The following is a 14,501-nucleotide window of genomic DNA, read 5'->3' on the forward strand; positions in this document are numbered from 1 at the left end:
CCGCCGCCCCGCTCCACCACACCCTTCCCCGCCCCGGGGAATGATCACGTTCAGCACGAGATCTCGTGTCGCACCATGCTCGCGAGCATGGTGACGCGCGAAGAAACCTGGTGATGTGCGCGATCAGCAGACGAGCTCGGGGGTCCGTGACGGCGACGGCTCGTCCGGTGCGTTCTCCACGGCGGCGGACCGGGCCCGTTCGGACATGCGCCGCCGGGTGCGCATGACGGTGTGCGCGGCGCCGGCCCACACCCCGACGAGGACCCCGATCGCCGTGCCGATGGCCACCTGCAGCCACAGCGGCGCGTCGGTCACGCTGCCGGTGACGTAGCCGAGGCCGACGGTCCAGCCGGCCCACAGCAGGCAGCCGGTGAGCGCGAAGACGGCGAAGCGTCGCGGCCGCAGCCCCGCGATGCCGGCTGCCGCGGCCACCGCGGTCCGGCCCAGTGGCACGAACCTCGCCGCGATGATGGCGACCGCGCTCGTGGAGCCCAGCCGGTCGTGAGCGCGCCCGATGCCGGCGACGACCCGCCGGCCGAACCTCGTCCGGCTCAGGGCACCGGGCAAAGCCCGCCGGCTGAGCCCGTAGACGGCTAGGTCGCCGCCGATGGCACCGGCCGTGGCCGCGACCACCGCCCACACGACGTCGAGGTGGCCGGCTGCGGCCAGGGCGCCGGCGGAGACGACGAGGACCTCGCCCGGCAGCGCCGGGATCATCGCGTCGATGGCCACGAACGCCGCGATGAGCAGATAGGCGGCGACGGGCACGGTGACGAGAGACAGCAGGTCCATGACCTCCACCTTTGTGGCCCGAACCGCTGCGGAGCAACGTCGAGAGGGTGATTTCAGGGATACCTCAGGGTCGATCTCAGGGGTGTCCTCGGGCTACCCCCACCCGTTCCCACCGAGGTCCCCTGCCCTTTCGCGTTGATCTTGGAGTAACCGCGGAATCAATCGGGCAATTCACCCTGCGATCCTGCGATAGCTCCAAGATCAACGAGGCCGGGGGTGGGCTGGGGGCACGGCGCGGCGTTGGGGCGAAATCGGGATCGTGTGAGGGACTGTCGGTGCGATTCACTACGCTGGCGACGTGACCGGACCGCGAGGGCTGTTCGTCGCCTTCGAGGGCGGCGACGGAGCAGGCAAGACCACTCAGCAGAGGCTGCTCGCCGAGCACCTGCGCGCCGAGGGTTGCGACGACGTCCTCGTCACTCGCGAACCGGGCGACTCCCGCATCGGTCCCCAGGTTCGGGCCATCGTGCTCGACGGTGGCGAGCTCGACCCGCGGGCCGAGGCGCTGCTCTTCGCCGCCGACCGCGCAGACCACGTCGCGCACCTCATCCGCCCGGCCCTCGATCGTGGCGCCATCGTGCTGGTCGACCGCTACATCGACTCCTCGATCGCCTACCAGGGCGAGGGCCGCGGGCTGGGCCGGGACCAGATCGCCGCGCTGTCACAGTTCGCCACCCAGGGACTGCTGCCCGACCTCACCGTCGTCCTCGACCTGGACGAGGAGGCCCGGCGCGAGCGCATGGAGCGGCAGGGCAGCGCCGACCGCATCGAGCGCGAGCCGGGCCACGTGCACGAGCGGGTGCGCCGGGCCTTCCTCGACCTCGCCGCCGCGGCGCCGGAGCGCTACCTCGTCGTCGACGCCGCCCGCCCGCCGCAGGACGTGGCCGCCGACATCGCCGTCGCTGTGGCGCGTGCCCGACCAGTGCAGCGCAACGGCAAAGTGGTGCGCTCATGAGTGTCTGGAACGCCGTCGTCGGGCAGAGCGTCGTGCCCGCGCTCCAGCGCACCGTCGCCGACGCCGCCGGCTACCTCACCGGCGGGCCACGTGGCTCCATGACGCACGCCTGGCTCTTCACCGGGCCGCCCGGGTCCGGTCGCTCGGTGGTGGCGCGGGCGTTCTCGGCCGCGCTGCAGTGCCCCAATGAGGGCTGCGGGGTCTGCTCCGACTGCGCCGACGTCCGCGCGCGCACCCACCCCGACGTCGCCAGCCTCGTCACGCAGGGCCTGAACATCCGCATCAGCCAGGTCCGCGACCTCGTGCCGCGTGCGGCGCTGCGGCCGGCCCGCGGCCGCTGGCAGGTCGTGGTCGTCGAGGACGCCGACCGGCTCGGCGAGGACGCCGCCGACGCACTGCTGCTGTCGGTCGAGGAGCCCCCGGAGCGGACGGTGTGGATGCTGTGTGCGCCCACCGCCGAGGACATCGTGCCCACCATCCGTTCCCGCTGCCGGGTGGTGCAGCTTCGCACGCCCCCGTACGCCGACGTCGCGCGGTTTCTGGCCGACACCCAGAGCGTCGACCTCGAGACCGCCGAGTTCGCCGCCCGGGCGTCGCAGGGGCACGTGGGCCGCGCCCGTGCGCTGGCCACCGATCCCGAGGTGCGCTCCCGCCGGGCCGAGGTCCTGCGGCTGCCGTTCGACCTCGCCGACATCCGGCAGTGCCTCGACGCCGCGGCCAACCTCGTCGAGGCGGCCAAGGCCGACGCAGAGAAGCACTGCGACGCTCTGGACGAGCGCGAGGTCGAGGAGCTGCGCAAGGCCCTCGGCGCCGGCACCACCGGCCGCAAGCCGCGCAACATGGAGGCGGCGGTCAAAGAGCTGGAGCGTGAGCAGAAACTGCGCCGTACCCGGGTCCAGCGCGACTCCATCGACCGTGCCCTGGTCGACGTCCTGGCGCTCTACCGCGACGTCATGATGCTCCAGCTGGGCGTGCGCACCGAGCTGGTCAACGAGGAGATGCGCCCGTCCATCGACCGGCTGGCCCGGTCCGGGTCGTCGGCCGCGACGCTGCGGCGCATGGAGGCGGTGGTCGCGGCCCGCGAGGCGCTGCAGGCCAACGCACTGCCGCTGCTGGCGCTGGAGTCAATGGCGCTGGCGCTGCGCGAGGGCTGAGACCGCGGGAGGCACCGGCGGGAGGCACCGGCGTCGCGGGTTAGGGTCGGCGCTGTGGACGATGCCGCTGGGCCGTGGGAACTCGTGGAGTCGCTGCGCCGATGGGCCGCCGGCACACCGTGGTGCGACTGGCTGGAGCTCGCCGGCTCCCTCGCCCGCGACGCCGGTGACGCGCTGTCCGACATCGACGCCGGCCTCGGCGTGGTGCTCGACGGCGTCTCCTACGACGACCGCCGCGACGCCGTCCTGACCGCGGCTCGCACGTTCACCGTCGTCGCCGACGAGCACGTCCAGCGGCTCGGGACCCCCGAGCGGCCGGCGGACCACCTGATCCTGCAGTACGCCGACGGCCGCCAGCTCAGCCTGGTGGTCATGCCGGCGGAGAACCGTCCCGGCCTGCCGCCGGGGGCGCGGGCGCTGCTGGACCGCTCGGACCGGCTGGCGCAGCCCTACGAGCCGCCCACGCTGCTGGCCACCGACGAGCAACGGCGCGAGTGGGCGTTCCTCGCCTGGTGGGGACTCTCCGACGTCGCCAAGCACGCGGGCCGCGGCAGGATCTGGCGCGCGGTGGAGTCGCTGCACGATGCCCGGTCCGCGGCGTGGCAGCTGCACGCGGCGGCGGCCGGCGTCGACTATCCGTCGTTCGGCGCGGTCAGCGTGGAGAACGCCGGCCTGCCGGCACCGGCCGGGATCGAGCACACGCTGCCAGCCGCGGCTGCTCCCGAGGCGTTACTCGCCGCGGCCCGCGCGCTGGCGTCGGTGCTGGACCCGCTGACCGAGCGGTACGCCGTCGACGGGGTCCGGGCCGAGGCCCTGCGCCGTCTGGCCGCGGGCTGACCCCGCGCGGCCTCGCTCCCGGATGCCGGCCGTTCGCCTGGACGGCACCGGCCGGTCACCTGGGTCCTCTAGCGTCCGCACGGTTGTCTGTCGTGCAGTCGACTCCTGGGGGGCTCCAGTGGGCAGGTCGCGTCCATCGAACATCCGTGTCGCCGTCATGGCGGTGGCGGGCCTGGCACTCACCGGCGCGTTCGCGCTGCCGGCGTCGGCCCGCATCGTCGACGAGCCGGTCGGCCACTCCGCGGCGGACGCCGGCCTCGCGCTGACGCCGTTCGGCACGTACGAGACCGGCATCGTCGACGAGGGTGCCGCCGAGATCGTCAGCTTCGACGCCGGCTCCCGGCGGCTGTTCGTCGTCAACGCCGCACAGGCCGTCGTCGAGGTTCTCGATGTCGCCGACCCGGCCGCGCCGGCCAAGCTGTTCGACCTGCCGACCGCGGGGACCCCGTCCGGTGACGGATCGACGGTGCCGGCGAAGGGTGTCGCGAACTCCGTCGACGTCCGCGCCGACGGCCTGGGCGCGGTCGCCGTCGAGGCACCGGACAAGACCGACGCCGGCTGGGTGGTCTTCTTCGACGCCCGCAGCGACGACGGCGCCGCCCTCGGCGCGGTGCGAGTCGGCGCACTGCCGGACATGCTGACGTTCACCCCCGACGGCGCGCACCTGCTCGTCGCGAACGAGGGCGAACCGGCCGAGGACTACTCCGCCGACCCCGAGGGCTCGGTCGCGGTGGTCGCCGTCGGCGACGAGGTCGCGGCGCCGGAGCAGGACGCCGTCGCAATCGCGGACTTCCACGAGTTCGAGGAGGGCGGCTCGCTGCCGCTCCCCGGCGGCGTGCGCATCTACGGCGGTCGCGAGGACGCCGGCACCGGCACCCCGGACCGTCCGGTCTCGGAGAACCTCGAGCCGGAGTACATCACCGTCGCCGGTGGCCACGCCTACGCCACGCTGCAGGAAGCGAACGCCGTCGCCGTCGTCGACATCGAGTCCGCCACCGTCATGGGCATCTGGTCGCTCGGGTTCAAGAACCACCACGGCGCCGGTGCCGGGCTCGACCCGTCGGACGAGGACGGCGGCATCGCCATCGACACCTGGCCGGTGTTCGGCATGTACCAGCCGGATGGGGTCGCAAGCTACACCGCGGGCGGCGAGACCTACCTCGTCACCGCGAACGAGGGCGACACCCGCGACTGGGAGGCCTACAGCGAGGTCGCGCGGGTCGGTGACCTCGGAGAGGACGGCCTGCCGCCGGTCTGCGAGGGCATGGAGACGTTCCTCGGCGACGAGGGCCTCGGCCGGCTGAACGTCACGACCGCGACCGGGCTGTCCCCGAACGGCGACTGCTTCACCGCCCTCTACTCCAACGGTGCACGGTCGTTCTCGATCTGGACCACTGACGGCGAGCGGGTCTTCGACTCCGGCCAGCAGCTCGAGGAGATCACCGCGGCGGCCGCGCCGGACTTCTTCAACTCCAACCACACCGAGTCCAACCTCGAGGGCCGAAGCGACGACAAGGGCCCGGAGCCCGAGGGCGTCGTCGTCGGCGAGGTCGGCGACCGGACCTACGCGTTCATCGGCTTCGAGCGGGTCAGCGGCGTGGCGGTCTTCGACATCACGACGCCGGCCGAGGCCTCCTTCGTCACCTACGTCAACAACCGCGACTTCTCGGTGTCGGTCGAGGACGGCGGTGCGGTCGCCGACGCGGGCGACCTCGGGCCGGAGGGCCTGGAGTTCATCCCGGCCGACGCGTCCCCGGTGCCGGGCACAGCGCTGCTGGCCGTCGGCAACGAGGTCTCCGGCTCGACCACGCTCTACCGGATCGACGAGGTCGACGACGGCGGCGACGGTGACGAGTCCGGTGGCGACGAGTCCGGTGGTGACGAGTCCGGTGGTGACGAGTCCGGTGGTGACGAGTCCGGCGGCGACGAGCCCGGCGGTGACGAGTCCGGCGGCGGCGGCGGTGTGAGCGGCGGCGGCGGCGGTGTGAGCGGCGGCGACGGCGGTGTGAGCGGCGGCGACGGCGAGGAACTGCCTGACACGGGCGCCGGGGCGACGCTGGTCGCTCTCGCGGGTGTGCTGCTCGTCGCAAGCGGTGCCGTCGTGGTGTCACGCCGACCAACCCCATGATCATCAACGATCTCGGGTGTGATGACGCCCACCATCGTTGATGATCAAGGGAGAGCGGGCGGGGATGAGGTGTGAGATCGGCCGACCGCTTAGGGTAGGTCCGTGAGCATGGTGATGGCAGTGGCCTTCACCCGGTACGGGAGGCTCTACTACCTCGACCCGGGTGAGCATGCTCCACGCGTCGGCGACAAGGTGCTCGTCCCTACCGACGACGGTCCTGAGGTCGCCGAGTGCGTGTGGGCACCGCAGTGGGTCAGCGACGACATCGGCGGGCTGCCGGTGTGCGAGGGCCTGGCCACCGAGAAGCATCTGGAGCGTGAGGAGCGCAACCGCCGCCGCCGGGCGGAGATCCGGGTGGCCGCTCGCCGGCTCATCCGGCACCACGGGTTGCCCATGAAGATCGTCGGCGTCGACTACGTCGACACCAGGCCCGACGTCGACCAGCTGGTCACCGTCTACTTCAGCGCGCCGCACCGGGTCGACTTCCGCGAGCTGGTGCGCGACCTCGCCCGCACCCTCCGCGCCCGCATCGACCTGCGCCAGCTCGGCGCCCGCGACGAAGCGCGCGTCCAGGGCGGCATCGGGCCGTGCGGACGCGACACCTGCTGCTCCACGTTCCTCACCGACTTCGAGCCGGTCAGCGTGCGCATGGCCAAGGAACAGGACCTGCCGCTCAACCCGCTCAAGATCTCCGGTGCCTGCGGCCGGCTGATGTGCTGTCTCAAGTACGAGCACCCGCTCTACCAGGACTTCAAGCGCAGCGTGCCCACGGTCGGCTGCGACGTCACCACCGACGACGGCGTCGAGGGCACCGTCGTCGCCTACAACGTGCCGGCCGAGACCGTCTACATCCGCGACCGCGAGACCGGCCGCCGGGTCGCCTGCCCGAAGGCCAGTGTTTGCGGCTCGCGGCAGGCATACGAGGGCGCGGTGGCGCAGGGCATGCGGCGCACTCCGGACGCCGACGACACCGACGTCCTGGACACCGACGAGCTCGACTCGGGGGAGAACCTGTGAGACTTCGGACCGTGGCCGGGCTGCTGGCGGCCACCGCGGTCGCCGCGGCCGGTTGTCAGGCCGATCCGGAGGACGGCGGTCAGCGGGAGGACCCGCCGGGCGAGTCCACGCCCGCACCGGACGCCACCGAGGGCGTCGAGCCGGAGCTCGCCGAGTTCTACACCCAATCCCTGGACTGGGAGTCGTGCGGCCAGGACTTCCAGTGCTCGACCGTCAGGGTGCCGGTCGACTACGACGATCCCGGCGGTGACACCATCGAGCTGGCCTTGCTGCGCGCCCCCGCTACCGGCGAGGAAAGGCTCGGCTCGCTGCTGGTCAACCCCGGCGGGCCCGGTGCGTCGGGGGTCGAGTACGCGCAGCAGACCTTCTCGGTGGCATCGGAGCAGGTGCGCGAGCGCTACGACATCGTCGGCTTCGACCCACGCGGCGTCGGCCAGTCCGCTCCCATCGACTGCCTCGACGACGCGCAGCTGGACGAGTACATCTCCGCCGACGCCTCGCCGGACGACGACGCCGAGATCGCGGCGATGCAGGAGTCCATCGAGGACCTCGCGGCCGGCTGCGAGGCCCGCTCCGGCGACCTCCTGCCGCACCTCGGCACCGTCAACGTCGCTCGCGACCTCGACGTGCTGCGGGCGGCGCTGGGCGACGAGCAGCTGAACTACCTGGGCAAGTCCTACGGCACCTACATCGGCGCCATCTACGCCGACCTGTTCCCCGAGCGGGCGGGCCGGCTGGTGCTCGACGGCGCCATCGACCCCACGCTGACCGGTGACGACCTCGCCCTGGGTCAGGCGCACGGTTTCGAGCGCGCGCTATCGGCCTTCCTGACCTGGTGCTTCGAGCAGGACAGCTGCGCCGTCGGCTCCTCGGAGGCCGAGGCCCGGCAGGCCATCGAAGGGCTACTGGACCAGGCCGACCAGGAACCGCTGCCCACCGACGACGAGAACCGCCCGCTGACGGAGTCGCTAGCCTTCTACGGCATCATCCTGCCGCTGTACCTGACCGCCGACGAGGGCTACCCACCGCTGAACGAGGCGCTCGACCTCGCGCTCACCGAGGACGACGGCACACTGTTGCTGACGTTCGCCGACGTCTACCTCGAGCGCAGCACCGACGGCCAGTACGCCGGCAACCAGAACGAGGTCATCGGCGTCGTCAACTGCCTCGACCACCCGGAGGTCGCCACGGTCGACGAGGTCCGCGCCGGGTTGTCGGCCTTCGAGGAGGCCTCGCCGATCTTCGGCCCGTTCCTCGCCTGGGGCGGGCTGTCCTGTGGCCCGCTGCTGGACGATGCCGGCGGCGCGCCAACCGGCACACCGACCCCGTCGGCACCGGCCACCGCCGAGGGCGCCGCACCCATCCTCGTCGTCGGCACCACCGGCGACCCCGCGACGCCGTACGAGTGGGCGCAGGCGCTGGCCGACCAGCTGTCCTCCGGGGTGTTGCTCAGCTACGAGGGCGCCGTGCACACCGCCTACCTCGCCGGCAGCGACTGCGTCGACGAGGTGGTCGACGCGTATCTGCTGGCCGGCACCGTGCCCGAAGACGGCCTGAGCTGCGCGGCGTGAATTGGCGGAGAGTATGCGGATAATGGAGTGATGCGTCCGCGTCACTCCTTCCGCCGCGTCGCGCTCGTGCTGAGCGCGGTGGTGCTGCTCGCGTCCTGCGGCAGCTCCGGCGACGACGAGGCCACCGCCGAAGGGCCGAAGGAACAGCGGCTGCCCCTGCACCTGGAGGGCGTCGCCGCTGAGCTCGAGTTCGGCGCCCCGGTCGAGCTGTCGGTGCCCGGCGGGCAGATCGACTCCGTCGAGGTCGCGCCCGAGGAAGGCGAGCCGGTGGCCGGCGAGGTCGGCGACGACGGCAGCACGTGGCAGAGCTCCGGTGACCTCGTGCCGGGCGGGACGTACGCCGTCACCGTCGTCGCCTCGGATCGGCTCGGCCAGGAGCACACGCTCACCGACTCCTTCGCCGTCGGCGCGGTGCCCGACGCCAACCGGCTGACGCTGAGCATGCAGCCCGGCGACGGCGCCGTCGTCGGGGTCGGCGCGCCCGTGACCGTCCGGTTCGACCAGGAGGTCACCGAGCGCGAGAACGTCGAGCAGGCGATGCAGGTGTCCTCCAACCCACAGGTCGAGGGGAGCTGGCACTGGGTCAGCGGCACCGAGGCGCACTTCCGGCCGAAGGAGTACTGGCCGAGCGGCACCCAGGTCCGCGTCGACCTCGCCCTCAACGGCGTGCAAGCCGGTGAGGAGCTGTGGGGCGGCCGCTCCTACGATCTGGACTTCACCGTCGGCAAGGACCAGGTGGCCACCGTCGACGCCGCCACCCACACCATGACGCTCAGCGTCGACGGGCAGCCGGCGGCCAGCTGGGACACCAGCCTCGGCGCGCCGGAGTTCGCCACCCGCAACGGCACGTACATCGTGCTGGAGAAGTTCGAGACGCGGCAGATGACCTCGTGCAACGCGAACATCACCTGCGACCCCAACAACCCAGAGTTCTACGACCTCGAGGTGCCCAACTCCGTGCGGCTCACGTGGAGCGGCACGTTCGTGCACTCCGCGTCGTGGTCCGAAGGCTCACAGGGCTCGGAGAACGTGTCGCACGGTTGCATCAACCTCAGCGCGGCCAACGGCGCCACGTTCTTCCAGCTGGCGCAGTACGGCGACATCGTCACCGTCGCCAACTCCACCCGCGGCCCGGAGGACCTCGTCGAGCGCGGCGACCCCGGCATGGCCGACTGGAACCTCACCTGGGAGCAGTACGTCGCCGGCTCCGCCCTGGGCGAGCCGGTCACCACCACCGCCCTCTGAACGCCCGGCGTCCCGATTCGATCCCGACGGGCCGGACACCCTATACTCGTGCATCGTGCCCGGGTCTCCCGAGCACTCGCCGCCTTAGCTCAGTCGGTAGAGCGATTCACTCGTAATGAATAGGTCGTCGGTTCGATTCCGACAGGCGGCTCCATGTGATGTCTCGGGACATCAGCATCGCCCGAACCTACGTGTTGTGGGTTCGGGTTTCTGTTTTTCGGGGCGGGGCAGGGTGGTCTGCCGGTGCGGTGGTAGTCGCGGTTGAGATCGATGATCAGGGCTCGGAAGATCTCGCCGGTGGCGGCGTCGACGATGCGGACGTGCAGGTCGTGGACCAGGAGGAGGATGTCGGTTCCGGCGTGGGTTCGCCCGATTCCGGTGTGACGCAGTCGGCCGGCGACGTTGCTGGGGTTGCGGACGCCGTTCGTCGGCGTCGGGAAGATCAGCCCGAGCTCATGGGCTCGATGCGTGACCGACCACGACTGCGCGGCCGGCGTCTCTCCCGTGCGTGTGACTATTTATTGCGCCGCTCGCCGACGGCCAGGGCAACGGGCCAAGATCAAGAACGACCAGATTACGATCACAATACGACCAACGAGTGCCGTCAGTCATCAACGGTGCCCGACAGCGGAAGGCCTGGTCAGCAGGGGTTCTCTTCGATCTCCAACGTCAATCACGGCCGACCTTCCAGAAGTCGTCGGCTCGATTCCGACAGACGGCTCTACCACCTCCCGGACAACGCATCGCCCCGATCCGCTTCGGGACCGGGGCGACACTGCGTTCACCGGATGGGCGCGCTAAGGGCTGGTCGTCTCGTCGCTCTGGAGCGGCTCGAAGTAGCGCCACAGCGGCGAGTCCGGACCCCACGCCCCCGGCCGGCCGCGGGTGTCCGTCGTGGTGAACACGCTGGGCTGTGCCGCGGTGACGCCGCCGCCGGAGCTGCGGGCGGTGACGATCCACGCGTAGGTGGTGGACGGGGTCAGGCCCGCCCAGGACGCGCTGGCCACCTCGCCTGACGCCACGGTGGCCTCGCCGATCACCTGCGTCGGCGTGTACAGCGCCAGCGAGTCCGTCTGGAAGGTCGTCGCGCGGGTCTGCAGGTCGACCGGCAGGACCATGTTGTCCTCCAGCCCGTTGTACCGGCCTTCGGTGTCGTACTCCGTGGCGCCGAACTCGTCCAGGAGGGGGGAGTAGGTGTCCACGATCATCTCCGACCGCTCGACGTCGAACTGGAGCAGCCGGAAGAAGCTCGCGCCGAACTGCAGCTGGTCGGTCGGGTTGTAGCCGCCGATCTCCGTGAGCCCGAGACGGTCGGCCGAGACGGTGTAGAACTGGTAGTCCGCCAGCAGCTCGACGACGCCGCGACCGACCTCACCGACCTGCGGCTTCACGTTGGTGCCGACGCCGTGGTGATGGCCGGCGAGGATGAGGAACACGTTCGGGTTGGCCTCGACCACCTGCTGGTAGAGCGCTGCGCCGTCGCGTTCGGACAGCGTGGCGTTGCGGCCGTCGACGTCTGCGGACGGCCTCAGGTAGTCGTGCGTCAGCAGGATGCCGTTGCGGTCCGGGAACCGCTCGAAGATCGAGTTGGCCCAGTCGACCTCCTCCCGCGTGACGCCGTAGGAGAGGCCGACGACGACGAAGTCCAGCCCGCCCGCCGTGAACAGGTCGTAGTGGTTCTGGTTGTCGCCCTCGCGCCACGGGCCGCCGTACTCGGCGTGCTCCCATTGGTCGTCCGCGCCGGCGTACCGGCCGGGGCCGTAGTACTGGTTGTAGAGCGCGCTCGGGCCGGTCTCGGTACCCGACTGGTTGTCGTGGTTGCCTGCGATCACGCCGTTCGGCACGCCGGCGTCGTCGAGCACGCCCTGCTGCGAGGACGAGAACTCGAACTCGCCGATCACCTGCTGCCGCATGGCGTCGGTCGCGGGGACCCGGGTGTTGTTCTCGATGATGTCTCCGGTGTGCGCCACGTAGGAGATCTTGCGCTCCTCGGCGTTGTCGACGATCCAGTCGACGATGCCTTCGTACGCGGACGCCCAGACCGCGCGCTCCTCCGCCGTCTCCTGCTCCACGGCGCCCTCGGAGATGTACTGAGTGTCGGTGAAGTGGACGATCGAGAAGTCGTACGAGGCGGGGTCGGCGAAGCCGTCGGGGTCGCCGGGCTCGATGTCGTCGGCGAACGGGTCCTCGGCGGTGACCATGACGTGCACCTGCCGCCGGTCGATGTACTCCTCGCCGACGGACGCGCTGAGCACCGTGTTGCCCTCGACCGCACCGCGTGCCAGCGAGAGCACCTCCCAGCTCTCCGTCCGCAGGTTCCACACGTGCAGGGTGGCCAGCCGTTCAGGGTCGACGACACCCTCCCAGCGCAGCACCGACGAGTCGACCGGACCCCGCACGGTGATGTCGTAGCGCTGGTAGGTCACGTCGCGGCCGCTGGGCGCCTGAAGCGTCTGGCCGTCCAGCGGCGCAAGACCGCGGGTCGGCACCGGCCGCTCGCCCTCGACCCGCAGCGTGCTCGGCACCGATGTCGTCGTGCCCTGCCATGCGCGGTCGGCGGTGAACACCTCCGCCTGCGAGAAGGTCGCCGTCACGTCGCCGCCGCCGGGCTCGGCGACTCGCGCGGACAGCGTCACCGACTCACTGACATCGGTGGAGCCTGACGAGGGCGCGAGCTCGGCGGGCACGTCGGGGATGCCGGCACTGGTGAAGACGATCTCGCGGCTGGCGGCATTGCCGAGGACGTCGGTGCCGGTCACCGCCAGGGTGTGCGCCCCGGGCGCCAGCCCTGGGCCGACCAGGTCGCCCAGGGCGACCGGCTGGCCGTCGAGCGTCACGTCTGGACCGGTGAGCACGCCTGAGGCGTCCTCGATCTCGACGCCCAGCACGACCGACGACGTGATCGTCTCACCGTCCGCCGGCGTGCTCGCGGTGACCTCGGGAGCCGTGTTGTCGGTGACGAGAACGCGGGTGGCGACCTCGCCGGTCGTGGAGGTCGCGGTGATCGTGTGCTCACCGTCGGCGAGCGCCGTGGTGTCGACGTCGGCGCGGACGCCCCGCTCCGGTGCGTCCACGAGGAAGTGCAAATCGACCTCGCGCAGCGGGTTCACTGTCGAGCCACAGTTGCCATCGCCCATGCCATAGGAAGGCTGCTGGCGCTGGGCGGTCGCCGTGCCCGCGGCCGGGGTGAGGGTGATGTCGGAAATCGCGAAGTCGTCGCGGTTGGCGCCGCAGCTCGCCTCGAACGTCCCGGTTACGAGGTCGATCGTGTTCCAGCCGGGCATCAGCCACTCGTTCGGGATGGTGATGTCGACGCGCTCGCTCACGTAGTCGCCGCCCAGGTCGACCCGCATTCCGTTGATCAGCAGGTAGTTGTGGTACCGCGCCTCGATCGAGTTGGTCGCGACGTCGAAGCTGACGACGGCGAGGCCCGCGCCGAGGGTCTGGCGCAGGTGCGATGTGGGCGCGTCGATCACGTAGTGCAGGTCGACCTCACGCAGTGCGGTCGTGCTGGTGCCGCACGATCCGTCGCCCATGACGTACGACGCGGCGATGTCCTGCCCGGTGGCGGTGCCGTCGGCGAGCGCCAGGTCGAGGGCGGCGATGGTGAAGTCGTCCCGGTTCGCGCCGCAGGACTCCTGCCGGGCCCCGGTGACGAGCGTGATCACGTTCTCCCCCGGCACCAGGTACTGGTTCGGGATCGTGAACTCCACCCGCTCGCTGACGAAATCTCCGCCGAGCTCCAGCCGCTTGCCGTTGACCAGGAGGTGGTTGTGGAACCGTGCGTCGATCGAGTTGGTGCCGACGTCGAAGCTGAAGGACGCGACCCCCGTGCCGAGCGTCGCGCGGGTCGGTGGCTCGGCGCCGTCGACGGTCAGCGTCGGCACCGCCCCGCTCGCGTCGGCCGGGAACGTCGCGAAGACGGGCTGCGTCCCGTTGGTGAGCGTGCCGTCCGCCGGAGTGAGCTGCGGCGCTCCCGCGGGTGCGTTGTTCACCGTCACGTTGTGGGTCACGGCGCTGCCGGAGGCCGTCGTCGCGACGACCTGGTGCTGGCCGTTGGCCAGGGTGGTGGTGTCGACCTGTGCGGACAGTCCGGTCGTCGCCTGGGGGTCGCGCTCGACGACGAACACCAGGCGCGCGCTCAGCAGCAGCGACGTGTTGGAGCCGCAGCTGCCGTCGCCGAAGGCGTAGTTGAACTCGTTGGTGGAGCCGTCGGCGACCTCGCCGAGCAGCTCGAGGCTGAAGTCCGACAGCACGAAGTCGTCGTGGTTGACACCGCAGCTCGTGGTGATCGTCCCGGCGAAGACCTCGACCGTGTTCTCGCCGGCGACGAGGTGTTCGTTCGGGATCTCCAGGCGCACCCGCTCGCTGACGGAGTCGCCGAGCTCGATGCGGTGCTCCTCGTTGACCAGCACGTAGTTGCCGTAGCGCGCCTCGGTCGAGTTGCTGCCCACGTCGAAGCTCAGGTGCGAGACCCCGGTCGTCGGCGTGGCGTCGAGCTCGGTGCCGTCGATCGCGAGGCCCGTGACGTCGTCGCCGGCGACCGCGGGCTCGGCCGCGACGGTGACCGTCCCTTCCAGGTAGGAGCCGTCGGCGGGCGTGAGCGTGGGCAGCTCGGCGGCGCTCGCCTCGTCCGCGCTCGCCGGGTCCGTGGCGCCGGGTGGCGGCGCCGTGGCGGATGATGCCGGCCAGGCGGTCGAGAACAGTGTGGCGGCCAGCGCGGCGGTCGTCGCGGCGCCGACGAGTCCAGCCCGTCGGGTCCGTCCATGGCGCGGGAGTTGCGTCATCTACCAGGCCTCTCT

Annotated in this window: 9 protein-coding genes, 1 tRNA gene and 1 pseudogene; 8 read left to right on the forward strand and 3 right to left on the reverse strand. The window is 71.3% G+C overall.

Features of this window, described 5'->3' with window-relative positions; all coding sequences use genetic code 11:
• Positions 1–123: 123 nt before the first annotated feature.
• Positions 124–792, reverse strand: coding sequence for a DedA family protein (locus E1269_RS27435; RefSeq protein WP_131900622.1), 669 nt, complete (start codon positions 790–792; stop codon positions 124–126).
• Between the two features lie 298 nt (positions 793–1,090).
• Here E1269_RS27435 and tmk point away from each other — a divergent pair, with 298 nt between their 5' ends.
• The 8 genes from tmk (at position 1,091) to E1269_RS27475 (ending at position 9,853) form a co-directional block, all read left to right on the forward strand.
• Positions 1,091–1,747 carry a dTMP kinase gene (tmk, locus tag E1269_RS27440; RefSeq protein WP_131900624.1) on the forward strand — a complete coding sequence of 219 codons (657 nt, stop codon included), beginning with the start codon at positions 1,091–1,093 and terminating at the stop codon, positions 1,745–1,747.
• Positions 1,744–2,901: a DNA polymerase III subunit delta' gene (locus E1269_RS27445; protein ID WP_131900626.1), complete on the forward strand. Its 1,158-nt coding sequence runs from the start codon at positions 1,744–1,746 to the stop codon at positions 2,899–2,901. Before tmk ends, E1269_RS27445 begins: the two co-directional genes overlap by 4 nt.
• A gap of 54 nt (positions 2,902–2,955) precedes the next feature.
• Positions 2,956–3,738, forward strand: coding sequence for a hypothetical protein (locus E1269_RS27450; protein WP_131900628.1), 783 nt, complete (start codon positions 2,956–2,958; stop codon positions 3,736–3,738).
• A gap of 157 nt (positions 3,739–3,895) precedes the next feature.
• Positions 3,896–5,866 (forward strand): choice-of-anchor I family protein, encoded by a 1,971-nt coding sequence (locus E1269_RS27455; RefSeq protein ID WP_131900630.1) that lies wholly within the window; start codon positions 3,896–3,898, stop codon positions 5,864–5,866.
• Positions 5,867–5,974: 108 nt separating this feature from the next.
• Positions 5,975–6,883, forward strand: coding sequence for a PSP1 domain-containing protein (locus E1269_RS27460; protein WP_131900687.1), 909 nt, complete (start codon positions 5,975–5,977; stop codon positions 6,881–6,883).
• Positions 6,880–8,454: an alpha/beta hydrolase gene (locus tag E1269_RS27465; protein WP_131900632.1), complete on the forward strand. Its 1,575-nt coding sequence runs from the start codon at positions 6,880–6,882 to the stop codon at positions 8,452–8,454. The genes E1269_RS27460 and E1269_RS27465 overlap by 4 nt, the downstream gene beginning before the upstream one ends.
• 30 nt (positions 8,455–8,484) lie before the next feature.
• Positions 8,485–9,699, forward strand: a complete 1,215-nt coding sequence (locus E1269_RS27470) for a L,D-transpeptidase (protein ID WP_131900634.1) — start codon at positions 8,485–8,487, stop codon at positions 9,697–9,699.
• Between the two features lie 78 nt (positions 9,700–9,777).
• Positions 9,778–9,853 (forward strand) — tRNA-Thr (locus tag E1269_RS27475).
• Between the two features lie 91 nt (positions 9,854–9,944).
• Here the strand turns inward: E1269_RS27475 and E1269_RS34450 are convergent.
• Positions 9,945–10,100 (reverse strand): annotated as a pseudogene (locus E1269_RS34450) (IS481 family transposase); the annotation flags it as partial.
• A 396-nt stretch (positions 10,101–10,496) separates the two neighbouring features.
• Complete coding sequence (locus tag E1269_RS27480; protein WP_131900636.1) at positions 10,497–14,486, reverse strand: metallophosphoesterase; 3,990 nt, start codon at positions 14,484–14,486, stop codon at positions 10,497–10,499.
• Positions 14,487–14,501 lie beyond the last annotated feature (15 nt).

Source organism: Jiangella asiatica, from assembly GCF_004349065.1.
In the GTDB taxonomy this organism is placed as follows: Bacteria; Actinomycetota; Actinomycetes; order Jiangellales; family Jiangellaceae; genus Jiangella; species Jiangella asiatica.